Annotated in this window: 16 protein-coding genes; 9 read left to right on the forward strand and 7 right to left on the reverse strand. The window is 74.4% G+C overall.

The genetic code is table 11. From position 1 onward, the window contains the following. Positions 1-133: 133 nt before the first annotated feature. From ACWGKI_RS04230 to ACWGKI_RS04245, 4 genes are all read left to right on the forward strand, one after another. A complete protein-coding gene (locus ACWGKI_RS04230) occupies positions 134-1,090 on the forward strand; it encodes an Acg family FMN-binding oxidoreductase (protein WP_452184941.1) in 957 nt (318 codons plus the stop codon). A 138-nt stretch (positions 1,091-1,228) separates the two neighbouring features. Then, positions 1,229-2,272 carry a universal stress protein gene (locus ACWGKI_RS04235; RefSeq protein WP_452184943.1) on the forward strand — a complete coding sequence of 348 codons (1,044 nt, stop codon included), beginning with the start codon at positions 1,229-1,231 and terminating at the stop codon, positions 2,270-2,272. Further along, the gene (locus ACWGKI_RS04240; RefSeq protein WP_452184945.1) at positions 2,269-2,844 is read left to right on the forward strand and encodes a DoxX family protein; all 576 of its coding nucleotides are present in this window, start codon (positions 2,269-2,271) and stop codon (positions 2,842-2,844) included. The genes ACWGKI_RS04235 and ACWGKI_RS04240 overlap by 4 nt, the downstream gene beginning before the upstream one ends. Before the next feature lie 80 nt (positions 2,845-2,924). After that, positions 2,925-4,529 carry a GAF domain-containing protein gene (locus tag ACWGKI_RS04245; RefSeq protein WP_452184947.1) on the forward strand — a complete coding sequence of 535 codons (1,605 nt, stop codon included), beginning with the start codon at positions 2,925-2,927 and terminating at the stop codon, positions 4,527-4,529. 12 nt (positions 4,530-4,541) lie between these two features. On the opposite strand, the gene ACWGKI_RS04250 is transcribed toward ACWGKI_RS04245, so the two are convergent. The 3 genes from ACWGKI_RS04250 to ACWGKI_RS04260 all read right to left on the reverse strand — a co-directional run bounded on the left by ACWGKI_RS04250 (position 4,542) and on the right by ACWGKI_RS04260 (position 8,192). Continuing rightward, positions 4,542-5,213, reverse strand: coding sequence for a response regulator (locus ACWGKI_RS04250; RefSeq protein ID WP_452184949.1), 672 nt, complete (start codon positions 5,211-5,213; stop codon positions 4,542-4,544). 131 nt (positions 5,214-5,344) lie between these two features. Beyond that, the gene (locus ACWGKI_RS04255) at positions 5,345-6,385 is read right to left on the reverse strand and encodes an alpha/beta fold hydrolase (protein ID WP_452184951.1); all 1,041 of its coding nucleotides are present in this window, start codon (positions 6,383-6,385) and stop codon (positions 5,345-5,347) included. Between the two features lie 88 nt (positions 6,386-6,473). Continuing rightward, complete coding sequence (locus ACWGKI_RS04260) at positions 6,474-8,192, reverse strand: carboxylesterase/lipase family protein (RefSeq protein ID WP_452184953.1); 1,719 nt, start codon at positions 8,190-8,192, stop codon at positions 6,474-6,476. Between the two features lie 297 nt (positions 8,193-8,489). Between ACWGKI_RS04260 and ACWGKI_RS04265 the strand changes: the two genes are divergently transcribed. Together ACWGKI_RS04265 and ACWGKI_RS04270 are read left to right on the forward strand one after the other, a co-directional pair. Then, entirely contained in the window at positions 8,490-8,927 is a 438-nt protein-coding gene (locus ACWGKI_RS04265; RefSeq protein WP_380241263.1) for a nuclear transport factor 2 family protein, read from the forward strand. A 133-nt stretch (positions 8,928-9,060) separates the two neighbouring features. Further along, complete coding sequence (locus tag ACWGKI_RS04270) at positions 9,061-11,883, forward strand: helix-turn-helix transcriptional regulator (RefSeq protein WP_452184955.1); 2,823 nt, start codon at positions 9,061-9,063, stop codon at positions 11,881-11,883. On the opposite strand, the gene ACWGKI_RS04275 is transcribed toward ACWGKI_RS04270, so the two are convergent. The 3 genes from ACWGKI_RS04275 to ACWGKI_RS04285 form a co-directional block, all read right to left on the reverse strand. After that, positions 11,830-13,104, reverse strand: a complete 1,275-nt coding sequence (locus tag ACWGKI_RS04275; protein ID WP_452184957.1) for a low temperature requirement protein A — start codon at positions 13,102-13,104, stop codon at positions 11,830-11,832. The genes ACWGKI_RS04270 and ACWGKI_RS04275 overlap by 54 nt on opposite strands. Before the next feature lie 2 nt (positions 13,105-13,106). Further along, on the reverse strand, positions 13,107-13,964 hold the full coding sequence (locus tag ACWGKI_RS04280; protein WP_452184959.1) for an SDR family NAD(P)-dependent oxidoreductase: 858 nt from the start codon (positions 13,962-13,964) through the stop codon (positions 13,107-13,109). A gap of 90 nt (positions 13,965-14,054) precedes the next feature. Further along, positions 14,055-14,486 (reverse strand): hypothetical protein, encoded by a 432-nt coding sequence (locus ACWGKI_RS04285; RefSeq protein ID WP_380241255.1) that lies wholly within the window; start codon positions 14,484-14,486, stop codon positions 14,055-14,057. Between the two features lie 192 nt (positions 14,487-14,678). Between ACWGKI_RS04285 and ACWGKI_RS04290 the strand changes: the two genes are divergently transcribed. Continuing rightward, positions 14,679-17,813, forward strand: a complete 3,135-nt coding sequence (locus ACWGKI_RS04290) for a hypothetical protein (RefSeq protein WP_452184961.1) — start codon at positions 14,679-14,681, stop codon at positions 17,811-17,813. A 34-nt stretch (positions 17,814-17,847) separates the two neighbouring features. Here ACWGKI_RS04290 and ACWGKI_RS04295 read toward each other — a convergent pair whose 3' ends face one another. Then, positions 17,848-18,798: a GlxA family transcriptional regulator gene (locus ACWGKI_RS04295; protein ID WP_452184963.1), complete on the reverse strand. Its 951-nt coding sequence runs from the start codon at positions 18,796-18,798 to the stop codon at positions 17,848-17,850. A 123-nt stretch (positions 18,799-18,921) separates the two neighbouring features. Here ACWGKI_RS04295 and ACWGKI_RS04300 point away from each other — a divergent pair, with 123 nt between their 5' ends. Beyond that, entirely contained in the window at positions 18,922-19,554 is a 633-nt protein-coding gene (locus tag ACWGKI_RS04300; protein WP_452184965.1) for an isochorismatase family protein, read from the forward strand. A gap of 111 nt (positions 19,555-19,665) precedes the next feature. Beyond that, positions 19,666-20,727: a LacI family DNA-binding transcriptional regulator gene (locus tag ACWGKI_RS04305; RefSeq protein WP_452184967.1), complete on the forward strand. Its 1,062-nt coding sequence runs from the start codon at positions 19,666-19,668 to the stop codon at positions 20,725-20,727. Positions 20,728-20,806 lie beyond the last annotated feature (79 nt).

Genomic DNA, 20,806 nt, shown 5'->3' on the forward strand with positions numbered 1-20,806 from the left:
GGCCGTCCTGCCCTACCGGGGACGCCCTGTGCCCTGGTCTGCTGGCGAGGTGGCGCCGCCACTCCCCGGCGGCGCCGCCCCGATCGTCGCCCGACGGCCGGTGCCGGCCGAGCGCTGCGAGGACGGTGGGGTCATGGAGCTCCTCGATGCCAGGATCGAGCGGATCCTGCGGGCGGGTGCGCACGCGCCGAGCGTGCACAACACGCAGCCGTGGCAGGTCACGGTCCGGGGCAACCGCATCACGGTGCGTGCCGACCCGGCGCGGCAGCTGCGCCACAGCGACCCGCACGGGCGCGAGATGCTCATCAGCTGCGGCGCGTTCCTGTTCAACGTCCGGATGGCGGCGCGGCGCGAGTCGCTGACGCCGGTGCTCACGGTGCTGCCCGACCGCGAGGACCGCCTCCTCGTCGCGACGATCGAGCTCCTGCCGGGCCTCGAGCCCGACATCGACGAGCTCGAGCTGGCCGTGGCGATCGCCCGCCGTGCGACGACGCGCAGCCCGTTCGACGACCAGCCGCTGGACGCCGACGTCCTGCAGGCGATGCAGGTCGCCGCCCACGACGAGGGCGCGCTGCTGCCTCTCGTGCAACCGTCGGAACCCGTCCGGGCCAAGGTGATGTCCCTGGTGCGGCGCGCCGAGGCGCTGGCCGCCGAGGACGCGACGGCCCGCGACGAGGAGAAGGCCTGGACGGCGGTGCCGTCCGACCGCCGCGACGGCATCCCGCAGGACCTGCTCGGCCCGTGGACGTTCGACGACCAGGCACCGGTCCGCCGGTTCCTCGCCAGCGCCGGCAACGCCCGGTTCGAGCAGCGTTCGACGATGGCGGTCCTCGTGACCGCCGGCGACACGCCCCGCGACTGGGTCGCGGCCGGCCAGGCCCTCGAACGTCTGCTGCTGGTGGCCACCACCTACTTCGTCCGCGCGTCGTTCGCGACCACCGTGCTGGAGAACCCCACCACCCGCCACGACCTGCGGCAGGCGCTCTCCCTCGACGCGCCGCCGCAGATGCTCATGCGCCTCGGGTACGGCACCACGCCCCCGCGCACCCGGCGCCGCAGCGTCGACGACGCGATCTCGACCGACACCTGAACCGACGGTGGTCCCCGGGACCGAGGTCCGAACGTCCCGGGCCGGAGGTGGCGCATGGCCCTGACGACGGCGCCACGGCCGGAGCACCGTGGAGACCGCAACGACGCCCACGACCACGCCAGGGACCGGAGCACCACCATGAGCACCACACCGAGCGCCATACCGCCGCACACACCCTCGGACCGCCCGATCGTGGTCGGCATCGACGGGTCGCCGGAGTCCGCGCGGGCCCTGGCCTTCGCCGTGCGCCAGGCGGAGCGTGACGGCTGCTCCGTGTGGCTGATCAACGCGATCCACGAGATCGTCCCGGTCGGCCCGATGCTCCCGCTGATCAGCGGTGAGCCCCTCGTCGACGTCGGGCACCAGCTCCTCGCCGACGCCCGGGACCGGGCGGAGGAGCTGTCGGACGGCACGGTCGGCACGCGGCTCCAGGTGGCCCTCGGCCCTGCGGTCGACGTCCTCACGGCAGCCGGGGAGCGGGCCCGCCTCGTCGTGCTCGGGCATCGCACCACCTCGGTGGTCGAGCGGATGTTCACCGGCAGCACCACGTTCGGCGTCGTCGCTCGCGCGCTGTGCCCGGTGGTGAGCGTCCCGCGCGACCTGGCCCCGAAGCCCGGCTCGCACCACGTCGTGGCGGCGATCGACGGGTCGCGCTCCTCGGCCGAGGTGCTGGAGCACGCGTTCGCCGTCGCCGCCCAGCGGGACGCGCGGGTCGAGATCGTGCACTGCTGGCGGCTGGACCCCTTCTACAGCTACCTGGTCGACGAGTGGTCGGTCCAGCAGGAGTGGGGCGTCCAGGCGCACGACATCATCGACGGCCTGATCGAGGCGGCCGCCCGCGCGCACCCCGGCGTGGCCCACGAGAGCAACGTCGAGTACGCCAACGTCGCCGACACCCTGGTGCGCTGGTCCGACGGCGCCGACCTGCTGGTCATGGGCCGGCACGGGGGCGGCGCCCTGGGCTCGCGGATGGTCGCGGCCGTGCTCGGCAGCGTGACCCGGGCGGTGCTCCAGCACGCGCGATGCCCCGTCGAGGTCGTCCCGCCCCGTCCCCTCGCCGAGGTGGCGGACGAGGTCGCCACGGTGGACCGGACGCGGTCGGCCGCCGTCACCAGCTTCGTTTCTCCAGCCCGTGCCGCCGCACCTGTCGGCGGCCTGTCATCAGGAGGCACGTCATCATGAGCACGTTCCAGAGCCGCCACGAGACGCCGGTGGCCGCGTCCGCGGGCACGGTCGGCGAGAGCACGACCGGGACCTCCCCTGCCGCACGGCGAGCGTTGCGCTACGTCGGCGCCGTCATCCGGATCTGCCTCGGGTGGATCTTCCTGTGGGCCTTCCTCGACAAGCTCTTCGGCCTCGGCCACGAGACACCGCCCGAGGGCGCCTGGCTCGACGGCGGACAGCCCACCGCGGGCTTCCTCGGCCACGCGACCGCCGGACCGTTCGCCGACCTCTACCAGGGCCTCGCCGGCCAGGCGTGGGTCGACTGGATCTTCATGATCGGGCTCCTCGGGATCGGGGTCGCCCTCATCCTCGGGATCGGCATGCGGATCGCCGCCGTGGCCGGGGCGCTCCTGCTCGTGCTGATGTGGTCCGCCGTGCTCCCGCCGGCGAACAACCCCTTCATGGACGACCACCTGATCTACGCGCTCGTCCTGATCGCCCTCGCGCTCGGTGATGCCGGACGCACGCTCGGCCTGGGTGCCTGGTGGCAGCAGACGGCCCTGGTGCGGCGCTGGCCCGTCCTGGTGTGAGGGGGCGCGAGGGTCCCCCCGCCTCCGAGGGCCGCGCGCCCGCGCGACCGGAGCGGGGGGACCGGCCTACGCTCGTGGCCGTGGACAAGACCTCGGCCGAGGTGCAGGACGCCATCCTGCAGGCGGTCAGCGGCGTCGCCGCCGACTTCGACCTGCGGGACCTGCTGCACGGTGTCGTGCGAGCCGCGTGCACGCTGTCGGGAGCCCGGTACGGCGCGCTCGGCGTCATCGGACGCTCGCGCCGCCACCTCGTCGAGTTCGTCACCGAGGGCATCAGCGACGACGAGCGTGCGCAGATCGGGCACCTGCCCACCGGCCGCGGGCTCCTCGGCCACCTGATCGTCCACCAGGAGGCTCTGCGGCTGGACGACCTGTCCCGCCACCCGTCCTCCACGGGGTTCCCCGCCGGGCACCCACCCATGACCACCTTTCTCGGGCTGCCCGTGCGGGTGCGCGGCCACGTCTTCGGCAACCTCTACCTCACCGACAAGACGACAGGACCGACGTTCACCGCCGACGACGAGGCCGCCGTCACCGCCCTCGCCGTCCTCGCCGGCCTCGCCATCGACCACGCCCGTCTGCTCATGACCGCGGAGCGTCGCGCACGCTGGCTCGAGGCGGTCGCCACCGTGCCCTCGACGGTGCTGCGAGCCGCAGGGACCGACGAGGCCGTCGACGCGGTCCTGCACGCCGCGCTGCGCGCGTCCGGCGGGCTGACCGCGATGGCGATCGCCCCGGACCCCTCCCCCGACGCCCTCGGCACGTTCGTCGTCCGCGCGGCGGCCGGCGACGTGAGCGAGGACCCTCGGCGCACGCTCGCCCAGCTGCACCCCGCCCTCATGCTCGCCATGGCCAGCAGCGAGACGCGCTGGGCGGACCTGCCGGGCGGCGGCCACGCCGTCATGACCCGGCTGTCCGTCGACACGCTCACCCGGGGCGCGCTCGTCATCGTGTTCCCGACCCGCGGGTACGCGGAACCGCTCGGCGAGGACTCCGACTTCGTCGCCAACTTCGCCGCCCAGGCATCCCTCGTCCTCGAGCGACGGCACACGCGGGCCATGCAGCAGGAGATCGCCGTCCTCGCGGAGCGCAACCGCATCGCACGCGACCTGCACGACGGCGTGACCCAACGCCTGTTCGCCCTCGGGCTCCAGCTGCAGGCGATCGACCGCCAGGCGCCGCCCGCGGTCCAGGAACGCCTCCGCACCGTGACGCACGACCTCGACGAGACGATCCGCGAGGTACGCCAGTCGATCGCCGGGCTGCGGACCGTGGGAGGGCAGTCGCACTCGTTGCGGGCCAAGATCCAGGCCGTCGTGGCGGAGTACGCCCGCGTGCTCGACCCCGCCCCCCTCCTGCGGGTCGACGGCCCCGTGGACACGATGGTCGACCCCCTGCTGCACCACCACGTCGTCGCCGTGCTGCGCGAGGGGCTCTCGAACGCGTCCCGGCACGCGGCCGCGCACGGCGTCTGGGTCACCGTGGAGGCCGGGCCGGACGAGCTGACCTGCTCGATCAGCGACGACGGCGTCGGCTTCGACCCGGCGCTGGCGCGCAGCGGGCTGGTCAACCTCGCCGACCGCGCGGCGGAGCTGGGCGGCACCCTCGAGCTCACGCCGCGACAGCCACGGGGCAGCGTCCTGACGTGGCGGGTCCCGATCGACGGGACGACCCAGGAGACCTGAGGGCCGCCAGGATCAGACGGGCCGTCGACCCGGAGCCGCACCCTGCGACCCGCCGAGCAGCCGGGTCGCGAGCACCGCGGCCTGGGTCCGCGACTCCAGGTCCAGCTTCGTCAGGATGTTGGACACGTAGTTCTTCACGGTCTTCTCGGAGAGGAACATCTGCGCCCCGATCTGCCGGTTGGTCAGCCCCTCGGCGATCAGCGTCAGCACCTTGTGCTCCTGCTCGCTCAGTGCCGCGAGCGCCGGTGCCTCGGCGGGCCCGGCGCGGAGCCGTTCGAGCACGCGCGACGTCAGCGCGGGGTCGATCAAGGACTGGCCGGCCGCGACCCGGCGCACCGCGTCGAGCACGTCCGAGCCGGCGATCACCTTCAGCAGGTACCCGGACGCCCCCGCCATGATCGCCGAGAACAGCGCCTCGTCGTCGTCGTACGACGTGAGCATCAGGGCGCGCAGCCCGGGCATCGAGGAGTGCAGCTCGCGGCACACCTCGACGCCCGACCCGTCCTGCAGGCGCACGTCCAGCAGCGCCACGTCCGGGCGGCACCGCGGGATGTCCCGCATCGCCTCGAGGGCCGAGCCGGACTCTCCGACCACCTCGAAGCCGTCCTCGGTCTCGAACAGGCCCCGCAGCCCTCGGCGCACCAGCTCGTGGTCGTCGAGGAGGTAGACGCGCACCGTGCCCATGGCTTCGTTGTACCCCCGCACCGCCCTCACCACCAGTGCGGCCGCGAACGCCGTCCCGCCCGTGCGGTCCTCGGCGCGCGTCCAGGTCCGGACGGGGCTCCGTCCGGACCTGGAGGCACAGGGGGCTCGGGTCACAGGCCGGTGGCGTCGACCACCGCCTGCGCGAACTTCTCCGGCGCTTCCTGCGGCACGTTGTGCCCGACGGCGAAGGTCCGGTGGTCGTAGGGGCCGACGAACTTGGCGCGGTATCGCGCACCGTCGCCGTCCGGGGTGAACGGGTCGTCCGCGCCGTCGATCGTGATCGTCGGCACGCCGATCGTGGGTCCGGCGGCCAGGCGCTTCTCCAGCCGGTCGTACCTCGGGTCGCCGGGCGCGAGGCCGAGCCGCCAGCGGTAGTTGTGGACGACGATCGCGGCGTAGTCCGGGTTGGTGAACGCCGCTGCGGTCCGGGCGAAGGTCGCCGTGTCGAACGACCAGGTGGGCGAGTTGAACGTCCACACCAGCCGGGCCAGCTCGTCGCGGTACTGCGGGTTGTTCAGTCCGCGCAGACCCCGCTCGGTGGCGAAGTAGTACTGGTACCACCAGGCCCACTCGAGGGCCGGCGGGAGCGGTTCCTCGTTGGCCTCCCGGTTGGTGATCAGGTAGCCCGTCACCGACACGAGGGCCCGGACCCGCTCCGGCCAGAGCGCGGCGATGATGTCGCCGGTGCGCGAGCCCCAGTCGTAGCCCGCGAGCACCGCGCTCGGGATCCGCAGCGCGTCCATCAGGGCGATGATGTCCAGCGCGATGACGGACTGCTGGGCGTTGCGGAAGGTGCGGGTGGACAGGAAGGTCGTCGTCCCGTGCCCGCGGAAGTAGGGCACGATCACTCGGTACCCCTGGTCGGCGAGCAGGGGTGCCACCCGGGCGAAGCTGTGGATGTCGTACGGCCAGCCGTGCAGCAGGATCACCGGCGTCCCTCGCGCGGGGCCGAGCTCGGCGTAGCCCACGTCGAGCTCGCCGGCCCTCACCTGCTTGATCTCGGGGAATGCCGGGCGGACCGGCAGCACGGGGACCTGCGCGGACGGGCCGGTGGCGGGCGGGCCGGCGATCGCGGGGCCGGCCTGGGAGCCGACGGCTCCGGCCGCGGCGAGCACACCGGTGGTGCGGAGGAACGATCTTCTGTCGATCATGACGTGGCCTCTCGGTCCTGGTGGTGGGTTGCGGGTGGTGGGTTGCGGGTGGTGGGGTGCAGGTCGTGGGATGCGGGTGGCGGCGCGGTCAGTGCGAGCCGAACAGGTCGACCGCGGCCCAGAGGCCGCACCGGTGGTCGACCGCGAACCCGCGCTCGACCGTCGGGGCCGGGTCGTCGAGCGAGAGGATCTGCTGCCTGCGGAGGTCGAACCGCGGCCAGGGCGTGGCGGCGGTCGTCGGGGACCCGGTGCGCGCGAACTGGACCCATGCGGTCTGCATGGTGTCGGCGAGCTGCTGCTGGGACGGCGAGAGCTGGCCGGGCAGCGGGGCGTTGGGCTGGTCGAAGAGGTAGGCCAGCTCGGACTGGTGCGTCGCCGCGTACGGCGCGCCCAGCGTGTCGGGCGCGAACAGGCGGGGTGCCTCGGCGTCGTTGAACTCGTACCCGTAGGTCTGCACCCACCGGGAGGCCGCGCCGTCGAGCGCGAACGCGGGGCAGGAGAAGTTGGCGTCAGAGTTGAGCACGCTGAACGCCTGCGCCGGCGAGGCGTACCGCGACAGCGGGTAGGCCTTCGCGATGAACGACGCCGTCCGCGCGTCGACCCCGAAGTTCGTGGCGATGGTGGACTCGTAGCTCGACGCGTCGACCGGGCCGGGCAGGACCGCCGTGGCGCCGCGGGTCACGCTCAGGCCGAGCGTGGTGAAGATGCGGTTCTCCTGGGTGTTGACGCCGTTGAGGATCGGCACCCGGTGGAAGCGCCCGGTCGCGATGGCGTCGCCCACCGACCGCGGCAGCACGGCGCCGTCGACGACGCCGGGCGTGATCGAGAGCGGCTGGTGCGCGACCAGGGTCTCGACGGGCACGTGCCGCAGGCAGTCGGCAGTCTGTCCGGGGGTCTGGTCCGAGTCCTGATCGGCGCAACCGACCGCCGCCGCCGACGCGACCCCCTCCTTCTCCGCCTGGGCGAGCGTCTTCTGCACCGGGGCGAACGCCCCGCTCTGGATCACGGCGCGCTGGAAGAGCCCCTTGGCGCCCGGTGAGGCCAGGTGCATCGCGACCGACAGCCCGCCGGCCGACTGGCCCGCGATCGTCACGTTCTTGGCGTCACCGCCGAAGCCGGCGATGTTCCGGTGCACCCAGCGCAGTGCCGCCTGCTGGTCCATGAGGCCGTAGTTGCCGCTGGCGCCGCCGCGGTCGGCCAGCGCGGGGTGGGACAGGAAGCCGAGCAGGCCGAGCCGGTAGTTGATCGTGACGACGACGGCCCCGTGGGATGCGAGGTCGGACGCCTCGTAGTCCGCGCCCTCCCCCAGCTCGAAGCCGCCGCCGTGGATCCAGACGATCACCGGGAGCTTCGCGTCGGCGGCGGTGCCGGACGGCACGGTCACGTTGAGGTAGAGGCAGTCCTCGCTCTGGCCGTTCGGGCTCGGCGGCGCCTGCGGGCAGACCGGCGGGTACGCGGTCGCCGCACGGACGCCGGACCAGGGGCTGACCGGCTGCGGCGGCTTCCACCGGAGCTCGCCGGTCGGCGGCGCCGCGTAGGGCACGCCGCGGAACTCCAGGCCGGCCGACGTCGCGGCACCGTGCAGGTCGCCGGAGTCGACGTGCACGACCGGCGTGACCGGTGGTGCGGGACGTGCGGCAGCGTGCGCCGGCGGCAGGAGCGAACCCCAGCAGGCGAGCAGCACGGCGAGCGCGCCGAGGACGGCGAGGACGCGCGTGGCGGCGCGGTGGGCAGCAGCGGGGCGGACGGCGAGCGCGGCACGAGCGGTCGCACGCGGGCTGCGGGGCGGTGGTGTGGTGGTGTGCATGGCAGCCACCGTCGCGTGCGGGCCCACGCCGAGGCGCCGGTGTCACCCCCTGGACGACCACCGGGTGAGGTACTGGGTCGGGCACTGGGTGAGGCCCTGGTGTCCGACCGGCGGCCCGGCGTCCGGCCGGGGCGCGGCCCTGCGCGCCGCGCGGCGACGACCCCAGGGTGCCGACCAGGGTGTTCCCCTGGTGTCCCGCACGGCGGCGAGCGCGACGCTGGCGGTGTTGACGCCAGACGCCGTACACGAAGGGACTCCGATGACCCACCGCACCACGACCGCACGACGGGGACTCGCATGACCGACCCGCTGGCGCCCCTCGACCGGCTGCTCGTGCTCGAGGAGCTCCGCCGCGTGCAGGCCCGGCTCTGCCGCGCCGCCTCCGCCCGTGACTGGGCCGAGCTGGAGGCGGTGTTCACCGCCGACGGCCGGTTCCGCGCCTACGGTCCCGACGGCGAGCTCGGCTGCTTCGCCGCCAGCTCGGGGATCGGGGCCGCGATCGATCGCGCGGTCGGACCGGGGCGGCTCGTCGTCCAGTCGTCCGACGAGGAGCTCGACGTCCTCGCCGACGACCGCGCCGACGGGACCTGGTCCGTCGAGGACACCCTCTACCCGGACGGCGAGAGCCCTGCCCGGCACGGCGCGGGCTCCCTCGCCCTGGCCTACCGGCTCGACGAGGGCCGGTGGCGGGTCGCCACGGCCGAGTTCACCCGGACGGCCCGTGAACCACGGTGACCCGCACGTCGCCGCGCCCGCCGGCCCGGACCTCCACGCTGACCTCCACACGGACCTCCACCCCGACGTCCGCACCGACGTGCCCGCGGGCACCCGCCGCCCCGCCCGTGGCCTGCGGCTAGGCTCTGCGTCCATGACGCCCAGCGCGCACGGCCCGGCCCTGATCGGGCGTCGTCGTGAGCGCGAGCGGCTCAGCCGGCTCGTCGCCAGCGTCCGTGGCGGCGAGAGCCGGGCCCTGGTCCTGCGGGCCGAGGCGGGGCTCGGCAAGACGGTCCTCCTCGACGAGGTCGCCGCACAGGCGACCGGCTGCCGGGTGCTGCGGGCCGTCGGCGTCGAGTCTGAGATGGAGCTGGCGCTCGCCGGCCTCCAGCAGCTGTGCGCGCCCGTCCTCGAGGGCCTGGACTCCCTCCCGGAACCGCAGTCGCTCGCGCTGGGCGTCGCGCTCGGCCTGCGCTCCGGGCCCGCCCCGGACCGGTTCGTCCTCGGCCTGGCGGTGCTGAGCCTCTTCAGCCATGCCGCCGAGACCCGCCCGCTCGTGTGCCTGGTGGACGACGCGCAGTGGCTCGACCAGGCCTCGGCCCAGGTGCTCGCGTTCGTGGCGCGGCGCCTCGTCGCCGAGTCCGTCGGGATCGTGTTCGCCGTCCGGGAGCCTGTCGACGAGCGGTTCGCCGCGATCGAGGACCTCGTGGTCAGCCCGCTCGACGACGCCGACGCGCGCACGCTGCTCGCCAGCGTCGTCGCCGGCCCCGTGGACGCGGCCGTGCGCGAACGCATCGTCGCCGAGTCGCGTGGCAACCCGCTCGCGCTCGTCGAGCTCCGGCGGGGCGCCGGGGAGTTCGCGGCCCCGCCCGCGCCCCACGGCCGGATGGGTGTGAGCGCCCAGCTCGAGGACGCCTTCCGGCGCCGCGTCGAGCGGCTGCCCGCCGACACCCGGCGGCTGCTGCTCGTCACCGCCATCGAGCCCGTGGGCGACCCCACGCTCGTGCTCGCCGCAGCCGCCTCGCTCGGCCTGGACGCCGCCGCGTTCGCCCCCGCCATCGAGGAGAACCTCCTCGACCTCGGCGCACGTCTGCGCTTCCGGCACCCCCTCGTGCGCTCCGCCGTCGTCGCCGCCGAGCCGGCCGCCGACCGGCGCGCCGCGCACCGTGCGATCGCCGAGGCGACCGACCCCGCGCTCGACCCCGACCGGCGGGCCTGGCACCTCGCCGAGAGCACCCTCGGCTTCGACGAGGACGTCGCCGCCGAGCTGGTGCGCTCCGCCGACCGCGCCCGGGTGCGCGGCGGGGTCGTCGCCGCGGCGAGCTTCCACGTCCGCGGGGCGGAGCTGACCCCCGACCGCACGATGCGTTCCCGCCGGATGCTGATGGCCGCCGAGGACACCCTCCGCGCCGGCTCCATGCAGCAGGCGCAACGACTCGTCGATCGCGTGGAACCCGAGCTGCTCAACGCCCACCAGCAGGCGCGCGTCGACCTCGTCCGCGGCCACGTCCAGTTCTACGTCTCCCCCGGCCGCGACGGCGCGCAGCTGCTGCTCGACGCCGCGAACCGGCTCGCACCGTTCGACGGCGACGCCGCGACGGTCACCTACGCCAACGCCTTCATCGCCGCGGTCCTCGCCGGCTCCGCCGCCCGCGGCACCGGCATCCCAGAGGTCGCGCACGGCATCCTCGCCACCGACGCCACCGCGCCGCTCAGCCCCGGGTCGCGCGCCGCGCGCGAGGCGCTGCGCGGGCTCGCCGTCCTCGCGCTCGACGGCTACGGTCCGGCCGCACCCATGCTGCGCGCGGCACTCACCGCGCTGCGCTCGCTCGACGCGGACACCGACGAGGGCGACACCGACCCGATGCGGGGGTACGGGGCCGACGTCAGCCAGGAGGTCGGCGCGATGCGCTGGCTCCCCCTCACCTGCCTCGTCGCCCGCGTGCTCCTCGACGACGCCACGTACGCGGACGCGTCGGCCGAGTTCGTCGACGCCTGCCAGCAGGACGGCGCGTTCTCGACCCTCGCCATGGCGATGTCGGAGCACTACCCGATCCTGCTCATGAGCGGCCGCATCGCCGACGCCGAGGAGCTCTACGGCGGCCTCCGCGAGATCATGGCCGCCAGCGACGTCCCGGAAGGCCCCGACCGGGCCGGCTGGTTCGCCGCCTACCGCGGTGACGACGCGGCGAAGCAGGAGTCCTCGGCCGCGGTGGCGCGCCGGGTCGCCGAACGCGGCGAGGCGCAGTGGCGGCTCTCGGACGTGCTGCACAGCGGGGTCCTGCACAACTCCCGGGCCCGCTACGCGGAGGCGCTCGCGGCCACGGCCGGCGCGGACGGTCACCCGTTCGACATCGGCCTCGCCGCCTGGGTGCTTCCCGAGCACGTCGAGGCCGCCGTGCGCGCGGGCGTCCCCGAGCAGGGCCGGCCCGCGGCAGCCCGCCTCCAGGAGATCGCCGCGGCGACGGGGACGGACTGGGCCGTCGGCCTCGCCACCAGGTCGGCCGCGCTGCTCGCCGACGACGGCGACGCCGAGGCGCTCTACCGCACCGCGATCGACGCCCTCGGCCGCACCCGGGTCGGTACCGCCGAGGCCCGGGCCAGGCTGCTGTTCGGCGAATGGCTGCGCCGCCAGAACCGGCGTGTCGAGGCCCGCGACGTCCTTCGCCAGGCGCACGAGCAGCTCGTCCGGTTCGGTGCCCACGCCTTCGCGGAGCGGGCCGCGCGGGAGCTGGCCGCGACCGGGGAGGTCGTGCACCGGTCGGCCACCGGCCCCGTCGACGAGCTGACGGCGCAGGAGCGCCAGATCGCGCGCCTCGCCGCGACCGGGAGCACGAACCCGGAGATCGGGGCCCAGCTCTTCCTCAGCCCGCGGACGGTCGAGTGGCACCTGCGCAAGGTGTTCGGGAAGCTCGGCATCACGTCACGGCGACAGCTGGCGACGGCCCTGCGCGACGCGCTGGTCGCGTCCGGCTGACGGGGCGGGCGCTCCCCCTCGCCTCGTCCGGGGCGGCGCTCCCCCGACGACGGCGGCTGCGACCGTGACGATCCCCGCGACCGCGGCGGCCACGGTCCAGGCCGCCAGCCACGGCGACGCGGCGGCGGTCGCGAGCACGAGTGCAGCAGCGACCGCCGACTCGGGCCGCCACCTGCCCAGCAGCACCCACCGGAACGTCTCCAGGCCGAGCAGGAAGCTCACGACGCCCCCGGCGAGGACGGCGACGGCGAACCCGTCGGCGGGTGCGCCCGGCGCGCCCGCGACGTCGTCGAGCAGGAGGGCGACGCCGAGGGCGACCAGGACCACGCCGCCCACGATCGGGAGGTGCCCGAACGTGTACCCGTCACGCGCGAGCGCCGAACGCCGGGAGCGGTCGGAGCTCTCCAGGGCGCGGGCCGCCTCGCCCGAGAGCCTCCCGAAGAACGCCCACCACAGGCTCACGGTCAGCAGGAAGCCGAGCAGCACGACGCCGAGCGCGGCGGGGTCGGAGGTCCACGGGTCGACCCGGGCGCCGGTGGCGAGCACGGTCTCGCCCAGCGCGATGATGAGCACGAGGTCGTGCCGCTCGGCGAGGTGCCCCGCGCTGCCCACCCGCCAGCCGCGGTACCGCGACGCGGACCGCCCGCCGCCGAAGTCGACGACGAACGCGCTCGCCCACAGCGCCGTCTGCCACCCTCCCCCGAGCAGCGCGCCGGCGAACAGGAGGCCGATCGACAGCGACTGCGGGACGAGGTCGAGCAGGATCTGCGTGCGCAGCCGACGGCGGCGCCAGGCCACCGCCACGAGGAGCACGACGTAGCACGCGCGCACCACCGTGAAGGCGATCGCGAGGACGACCGCGGGCGCGACAACGCCCGGGCGGGCCACCCACGCCTCGGGGACCACGAGCCCGATGACGAACAGGGCCGCCATCGTGACGAGCATCCCGACCCGCACGAACCCCCGGTCGAGGCGCACCTGGTTGCCGAGCCAGATGAACGCGCACCACGACCACCAGAGCATGAGCAGCAGCACGAGCCCACGTCCGAGCGCGGCTGCCCCGGGCGCCGCCTCGACGAGCGCGACGACCCGGGTGAGGGCGAAGACGAAGACGAGGTCGAAGAAGATCTCGAACGGCGTCGTGCGGTCCCCGGCCCGCGTGGGCACCGCCGTGCCCGGCACGAGCACCCGCCCCAGGCGGGACCGGGTCGTCGCGGGCATGGTCACAGCACCGCGAAGTCGGTGCTCCGGCTCGCGTCGGCCCACGCCGTCGTCTCGTCGATGCGGCGCTGGTCGCCGGCGAGCGCGCGCTCGACGGCGTCGGAGCCGAGCGGCAGCCGGAGCGGGAGGTCGGGCCGCTCCGGGAGGCTCACGAGCAGCTCGGCGGCCCGTGCCGGGTCCCCGGCCTGGGTGCCGTCGGTCTCGGCGCGCAGGTCGTTGATCGCGCCGACGGTCGCCGCGTAGTCGGCACCCGCCGGGTACCGCTGCATCGAGCCGCCCTGCCAGTCGGTGCGGAAGGCGCCCGGTTCGACGATCACGACGCGCACGCCGAAGGGAGCGACCTCGGCGGCGAGCACCTCGGAGAACCCCTCGACACCGAACTTCGCGGCCTGGTAGGCCCCCATGCCCGGCGTGCCGCCGACCCGGCCGCCGACCGAGGAGAGCTGGAGGAACAGCCCGGAGCGCTGTCGGCGCAGCACGGGCAGCGCGGCCCGGGTGACGTTGACGACGCCGAACAGGTTCGCCTCGATCTGGCGTCGGAAGACGTCCTCGGGCATCTCCTCGATCGCCGCGCTGTCGGCGTAGCCGGCGTTGTTCACGACGACGTCGAGCCGTCCGAAACGGTCGACCCCGGCGGCGACGGCGGCCCGTGCCGCCTCGGGGTCCGTGACGTCGAGCGGGGTGCGCAGCACGCGGTCGCCGAAGCGCTCGGTCAAGGGGGCGAGATCGTCCGTGCGGCGGGCGGTCGCGACGACGGCGTCGCCGCGCTCGAGCGCGGCCTCGACGACGGCGCGGCCCAAGCCGCGGGAGCTCCCGGTGACGAGCCAGACACGCTCCGGGGCGGGGTTCATCTCGGACATGGGGTCGTTCCTCTCAGTCGCGGCGGCCGTGCCGCCGGTGACGGGTGGTAGGTCGTGGGTGATCGGTGGTGGGCGATCGGTGGTGGCAGGTCAGGCGACGGCGTGCAGCGGGCCGCTGAACGACTTGCGGAGCGACGCCGGCGCCACGAGGGGCAGGAGCGCGGCCAGCAGCCTGCCCTTGAGGGACTCGGGGTGCCGGGTGAGCTCGACGTCGATGCGGGAGCCCGAGGCGGTCGGGGTGACCTGGAAGACCCAGCCGCCGCCGGGGCCGAAGACCTTCGAGTCGAGCGTCGTGATGTCGACGCGGCCGGCGTCGGCGTCCCACTCGTAGTGCGCGCGTTCCCACGCGGACGCGGTGCCCTCGGTGACGTCGGCCCAGCTCGCGCCGAGCGCGTGCACCTCGAAGTGGTCGGCGTCGATCGTCGGCCAGGCGTCCGGCCGCGCGGCGGTGAAGTCGGTCAGCACCCCGAAGGCCTCCGGGGCGCTGAGCGAGGAGTCGAGCTGAAAGCGGATGACGGGCATGGGGCCTTCCCTCCTGGGTGACGCGGAGGTCGTCCCCCGCTCTCCGAGACTCCCTCCGGAGCCACGGGGAAGGCGCCAGGGGGCGTCCCTGGCCGGACCCCCAGGGGGCGTGCCCGAGGCCCCTGGCCCGTCAGTCGGCCCCGGGTATGCCGACCGGCCCGGCTTGTGACCTGGGTCACCTACACTCACGCCGTGTCTCCTGTCCCTCGCCCCGGCGCGCGCCGGCGCCCCTGGCACGCGGCCGCCACCGCCGTCGTCCTGCTCGTGCTCGGCTTCGTCGTCGCGACGCAGCTCGCCGGTCTGCTCGCGGTCTCGGCCGAACGGGTCTCCCCTGCGCCCGAGCACCCGCAGGCGGCCCCCGCGACCGCCCCCGCGGCACCGCCGAAGATCTCCGAGGTCCGCACCGCGGACCGGCTCCAGCTCACGCTGGCGGCGGACGCCGTCGTGGACGCGCTCGCGGCGCGCGGCACCGCGGCCGTGGCGGTGCACGACGCCGACACCTCCGCGGCGGGGAGCGAGTCACCGGGCGCCGGGACCGGCGTCCTGACCGTGACGACGGGCGTCGACCTGCCGCCCGCGCCGCAGACCCAGGGCGCGACGTCAGGGCGGCGCGACGAGACCTCCCGCCTGACCAGCACCGGCGACGGCTGGCTCCTCGAGGCCACCACGGACGACGGCGCGGCCCACGGGCTGTACACCCTGGCCGACCGCGTCCGCACCGGGACGGACCCGTGGCCCGCGGCGGAGGACGGCGTCGTCCAGGCGCCGGCGATGAGCATGCGCCTGGTCGACAAGGGCGCCACGGGAGTCGAGCCGGACCCGCAGGGCTGGCGCGAGGGCGACCCCTACTCCCACAACGGCGGGTCGTTCGCGGACAGCATCGTGTCCGGTGCGCCCTACGTGGACCCGGCGAGCTTCGCCGACGACGCCGACGACTTCCGCGGGTACGTCAGGTCGCAGCTCGCCGAGGGCTTCACGGGCGTCGTCGTCCCGGGGTTCCTCGAGTACGTGACGTTCGACGGCCTCGACGAGCCCGTCTACGACGCGTCCGACGAGCACGTCGCCCGCGCCAGGACGATGCAGCGCGACTTCGGCGGGCTGTGGGCCGACGCCGACGAGGCAGGCATGGACGTCTACCTGCAGACCGACATGCTCATGCTCACCACACCCCTGCAGGCCTATCTCGACGAGCACGGCCTGGACACCACCGATCCTGAGCTGTGGGACGTGTATGCCGCCGGGCTCGCCGAGGTGTTCGACACGATGCCGGCGGTCGACGGGCTCATGATCCGCATCGGCGAGGCGGGCCGCATCTACGACCTGCCCAGCTGGGACTACTGGTCCGAGCTGGACGTGACCGACGCGGCGTCGGTGCGCGCCATGCTGACCGCGTTCACCCGGGTCGCCGAGGATCACGGCAAGGACGTGATCTTCCGGTCCTGGTCGGTCGGCGTGGGCGCGGTGGGCGACATGCACACCAACCCGGACTCGTACGCGGCGGTGCTCGCCGGCATCGACTCCGACGCTCTCGTGGTCTCGACCAAGTACGTCGCCGGGGACTTCTACTCGTGGCTGCCGTTGAACCCGACGCTGGAGGTCGGTGACCAGCGCCGGATCGTCGAGCTCCAGTCGCGACGCGAGTTCGAGGCGTTCGGGGCGCTGCCCAACGACCTGGGGTCCGCCTACCAGCAGGCGTTGCAGCACTATCGGGACGTCAACCCGCACCTCGAAGGCGTGTGGGCGTGGGCACAGGACGGCGGTCCGTGGAAGGCCGGGCCGATGACGCTGTACCGCAAGTCCGGCTTCTGGCAGCTCTACGACCTCAACACGTACGCGGCGGCACGCCTGGCCGCCGACCCGCAGGCCGACCCGGGCGAGATCACCGCCGACTGGGCACGCGCCACGTTCTCCGACGACCCGCAGACCGTCGCCGCGATCGGCGACGCGATGGCGCAGTCCCGCGACGCGATCCGGCACGGCCTGTACATCGGCGCGTTCGCCCGCGACCAGGTGCGGGCGCTGGGCCTCGAGCCGCCGCCGATGATGTGGATCTTCGAGTGGGACATCCTGTCCGGTGACGCCGCGGCGCTGGACTCGATCTCCTCGATCGTCGGCGACGACCTGGACGCCGCGCTGGCCGAGGGGCACGCCGCCGTCGACGTCGCGAAGCAGATGCGCGCCGTGGTCGCCGGCACCGATCCGGCCACGTGGCGGGACCCCGCCCTGCGCGAGCAGTTCCTCGCGGCGCTGGACTACGAGGTCGACCTGTTCACGGTCCTGGCCGACTACCGCGACGTCGTCCTCCAGCACGGCCGCTGGCTGGACACCGGAGCGTCTGACGCGCGAGGGGCGTGGGCGTCGGCGCGCGACGCCTACGAGTCCTCCCGCGCCCACCACGTCGAGACCTACGGCGACGACCTCTTCCTGCCCGCGTACACGTTCACCGCGGCCGACCTCGGCATCGAGCGCGCCGCCCGCGACCTGCCGGTGGCCTGGGTCGCGCGGGTCCTCGGGCTCCTGCTCGTGGTCGCCCTGCTGCTGGGCACCGAGCCCGGGCAGCGGCTGCTGGCCCGGGGGCGGTCCAGGCGCGGCGCCACCGCCCTGCGCGCCCTGTGGCTCGGCGCCACCCGGCCCTGGCGGGTCGCGCCGCTGGCCGCGGCCGCGACGCGCACCGATCGCGTCCTGGTCTGGACGCTCCCCGCCGCCGCCCTGGTGCTGAGCCGCGTGGCGTACACCTGGGCGCTGGGGTGGGTGCACCTGGTCCTCGTGCTCGGCGCCTGGGTCCTGTTCGTGGCGGTGCTGCAGGCTCTCGTCGGCCGGGGCGCCGCGTTCGCGGTGGCGGGCGCCGTCGGAGGCGCCGCGGTGCTGCGGACCGTCGTCCTGCTGGTCGCTCTCTCGTCCACCGGACCGGGCGGCTACTGGTACGGGCTGTGGGCGGACCCGACGTCCCGCGCCGTGTACGTGACGATCGCGTTCGCGGCGTTCTGCTGGGTGGTCGCCGCCGCCTGGTTCGCGCTGCGCTCCCTCGGGCTCGGACCGGCGGCGACCGCCGGACGCGTGCTGCTCGCGGTGTCGGCTCCGGTGCTGGTCGGCGGGATCGTGGTCGGCGCCATCGGGCTGGAGACGGTCCTGACGGCCTGGAACGACCAGATGATGGTGCTGCCGTGGGGGCTCTCGCGGATCCTCGGCCTCACGGTGCACCTCGGCATCCCGGTGAACCTGCCGTGGGTGACCGCGGGCCTCGGCGCCGCGATCATGACGGCCGGGGCGCTGCTGGTGGTCGCCGCCGCCGTCGTCGGGTCCAGGCGCGCGCGTCGCCGTTCCTGACCGCCGCCCCGGGGCACCTCGGCCGCAAGAAAGCTCACGACCCCGCTGTCGCGAACCTGGTCCGGTAGGACGTCGGCGTGGTGGAGAACCGTGCGGCGAAGTTCTGCCGGAACGTGACCACGCTGGCGAAACCGCACGCTGCGGCGACGCGACCGATCGGGAGCCCCGTGGTCTCCAGCAGTCCACGCGCCTCGTCGAGGCGGCGGTCCAGGACCCACCGCGCGGGCGTCATGCCGGTCGACTCGGCGAAGCGACGCGAGAAGTGCCGCGGGCTCATGCACGCCCGCTCGGCGAGCCGGTCGACGGACAGGTCTTCGTCGAGATGTTCCAGAGCCCAGGTCACGGTGTCGTGGAGCGGGCCGGGGTCGTCGCCGGGCAGCGGACGTTCGATGTACTGCGCCTGGTCGCCCTCGCGGTGCGGCGCGATCACCAGACGCCGCGCGACGTCCGCGGCGACCGCCGCGCCGAGCCGCTCGCGCACGACGTGCAGGCAGGCGTCGAGCCCCGACGCGGTCCCGGCGGACGTCAGCACGTCGCCGTGGTCCACGTAGAGCGCCTCGGCCCGGACGTCCACCCGCGGGTAGCGCCGCGCGAGCTCGGCCGCCGCCGCCCAGTGCGTGGTCGCGGTGCGCCCGTCGAGCACGCCGCTGGCGACCACGGGGAACGCGCCCAGGCACAGGCCGACGATCCATGCGCCACGCTCGTGCGCCCTGCGCAGCGTGCCGACGAGCGTGTCGTCCGGATCGGGGTACTCGGCAGGCCAGGAGGGCAGGACGAGCAGGTCCGCGGTCTCGGCCGCCTCCGGTCCGTGCAGGTCTCCCACCGACAAGCCCTCCGAGGTCAGCACGGGCCGTGCGTCGTCGCTCCAGACCGTCGTGGTCCAGCCGGCCCCCGGCTGCTGGCGGGACGCCTCGCCGAACACGAGCAGCGGCGACGCCAGGTGGAACGCCGTGATCCCGTCGAAGGCACGAACGGCTACTCGCATGGGCATGTCCTGATCTCATCGACAGTGTGCTTGTCTGCCACTCACGCTAGCGCCCTCGAGACCACGACAGTGGGACGCGGCGGCGCGACCTCGCGCCGCACCGCCCCACGAAGGAGAACGCCAGTGCCTGTCCCCCGCCGCGCCCTCGTCGTCGTCGATGCCCAGCAGGAGTACTTCGACGGCGGAGCCCTGCCCGTCCAGTACCCGCCGCGTGAGGGCTCGCTCGCCCGGATCCTCGAGGCCCTCTGCGCCGCCGACGCCTCGGACGTCCCCGTCGTCGTCGTCCGCCACGAGCTGCCCGCCGGCTCGCCGGTGTTCGCCGCGGGCTCGGCGACCTGGCAGCTGCACCCCGAGATCGAGCGGCGAGCGGCATCAGCCGCCGCCCGTGTGACGAAGAGCTACTCGAGCATCTTCGCCGGCACCGAGCTGGAGTCCTGGGCCCGCGAGCACGATGTCGACACGCTCACCCTGGTGGGCTACATGACGAACAACTGTGTGCTCGCGTCGGCGGCCGCCGCCGAGCCGCTCGGGCTCACTGTGGAGGTGCTCTCCGACGCGACCGGCGCCGTCGACCTCGCCAACGAGGCCGGCACGGCGCCCGCCCGCCAGGTGCACGAGACCCTCATGACTCTCCTGCACTCCAACTGGGCTCGCGTGGCCGACACCACGACGTGGGCCGCCGCCGTGAAGAACGGGCACGAGCTCGAGGGCAGCGACCTCGGCACGTCCGCCGCGCAGGGGCGGTCCGCCCGCTGACCTCTCTCCGGCTCGGACAGCTCGTCGACTGCTGGATGGTGCCGTCCGGTGTGCCGAGGCGCGGGTAATCTTCGTGACGACGACGGAGAGCACGTGGGCGAAGGAGCGACGGTGGGCACGAGGCACGCGCCGAGCATCTCGGACGTGGCGCGCGCGGCCGGGGTGTCGATGGGCACCGTCTCCAACGTGCTCAACGGCACCGCCCGCGTCGCCCCCGCGACACGCGAACGCGTCGAGGCCGCCATCGCCAGCCTCGGGTTCGTCCGGAACGGGGTGGCGCGTTCGCTGGCCGCCGGGCGCAGCACCACCCTCGGGTTCGTCATCATCGACCTGTCCAACTCCTACTTCCTCGACATCGCGCGCGGCGCCGAGGAGGCGGCCGGGACGGCGGGCTTGAACCTCTTGCTGGCCAACTCGGACCTGTCGGAGGACAAGCAGCGGACCTACTTCGACCTGTTCGTCGAGGAACGCGTCGCGGGGATCCTCATCGCGGCAAACCACGGATCCACCCAGGACCTGCACCACAGTGCCCGCGGACTGCCCGTCGTCCTGGTCGACGCCCCCGGGGACCACTCGGACATCTGCTCAGTGGTTCCGGACAACGAGCTCGGCGGGTACCTGGCCGCCTCGCACGTCATCGAGCAGGGCCGCACCCGGCTGCTGTTCGCCGGGACCACCGAGCTCGTGCCGGTACGCGACCGGCTGGCCGGCGTGGAGCGCGCCGTCGCCGAGCATCCCGGCGTCTCGCTCGAGGTCGAACGGACCCACGACGTGCGCGTGGAGGACGGCCGGCGTGTGGGTGACGAGATCGCCGCACGCACCGCGGACCTGCGACCGGATGCGGTCGTGGCGGCGGCGGACCTGCTGGCGCTGGGCGTCCTGCAGTCGGTCCTCGTGGGCTCGTCCCTGCGCGTCCCCCAGGACCTCGCGATCATCGGTTACGACGACAACCGCGCGGCCTGGGACTCGACGATCCCGCTGTCGACGGTGCGCCAACCGGGCGAGGAGATCGGCCGGGAGGCGACCAAGCTCCTTCTCGAGGAGATGAACGCCGCGACGTCGCCCGGGCACCGGCACCGACTCGTGACCTGCCAGCCGCAGCTCATCGCTCGCCCCAGCACGGTGGGCTGGGCGGCGCGGCAAGCGATCACCGTGCGCCCCACGCCCGGATAACGATCGGGCAACGAACGATTGACAGCCGGCGGACCTCTCCGCCATCGTGTCACTGAAGCGATTCAACGTCGCGCTTCGG

The organism is Isoptericola sp. NPDC055881 (assembly GCF_053615895.1).

Excerpts from the sequence above, each read along its gene's own strand:
- ACWGKI_RS04230 (WP_452184941.1), top strand. The coding sequence starts at position 134 with ATGGAGCTCCTCGATGCCAGGATCGAGCGGATCCTGCGGGCGGGTGCG.
- ACWGKI_RS04235 (WP_452184943.1), top strand. The coding sequence starts at position 1,229 with ATGAGCACCACACCGAGCGCCATACCGCCGCACACACCCTCGGACCGC.
- ACWGKI_RS04240 (WP_452184945.1), top strand. The coding sequence starts at position 2,269 with ATGAGCACGTTCCAGAGCCGCCACGAGACGCCGGTGGCCGCGTCCGCG.
- ACWGKI_RS04250 (WP_452184949.1), bottom strand. The coding sequence starts at position 5,213 with ATGGGCACGGTGCGCGTCTACCTCCTCGACGACCACGAGCTGGTGCGC.
- ACWGKI_RS04255 (WP_452184951.1), bottom strand. The coding sequence starts at position 6,385 with ATGATCGACAGAAGATCGTTCCTCCGCACCACCGGTGTGCTCGCCGCG.
- ACWGKI_RS04260 (WP_452184953.1), bottom strand. The coding sequence starts at position 8,192 with ATGCACACCACCACACCACCGCCCCGCAGCCCGCGTGCGACCGCTCGT.
- ACWGKI_RS04265 (WP_380241263.1), top strand. The coding sequence starts at position 8,490 with ATGACCGACCCGCTGGCGCCCCTCGACCGGCTGCTCGTGCTCGAGGAG.
- ACWGKI_RS04270 (WP_452184955.1), top strand. The coding sequence starts at position 9,061 with ATGACGCCCAGCGCGCACGGCCCGGCCCTGATCGGGCGTCGTCGTGAG.
- ACWGKI_RS04275 (WP_452184957.1), bottom strand. The coding sequence starts at position 13,104 with ATGCCCGCGACGACCCGGTCCCGCCTGGGGCGGGTGCTCGTGCCGGGC.
- ACWGKI_RS04280 (WP_452184959.1), bottom strand. The coding sequence starts at position 13,964 with ATGTCCGAGATGAACCCCGCCCCGGAGCGTGTCTGGCTCGTCACCGGG.
- ACWGKI_RS04285 (WP_380241255.1), bottom strand. The coding sequence starts at position 14,486 with ATGCCCGTCATCCGCTTTCAGCTCGACTCCTCGCTCAGCGCCCCGGAG.
- ACWGKI_RS04295 (WP_452184963.1), bottom strand. The coding sequence starts at position 18,798 with ATGCGAGTAGCCGTTCGTGCCTTCGACGGGATCACGGCGTTCCACCTG.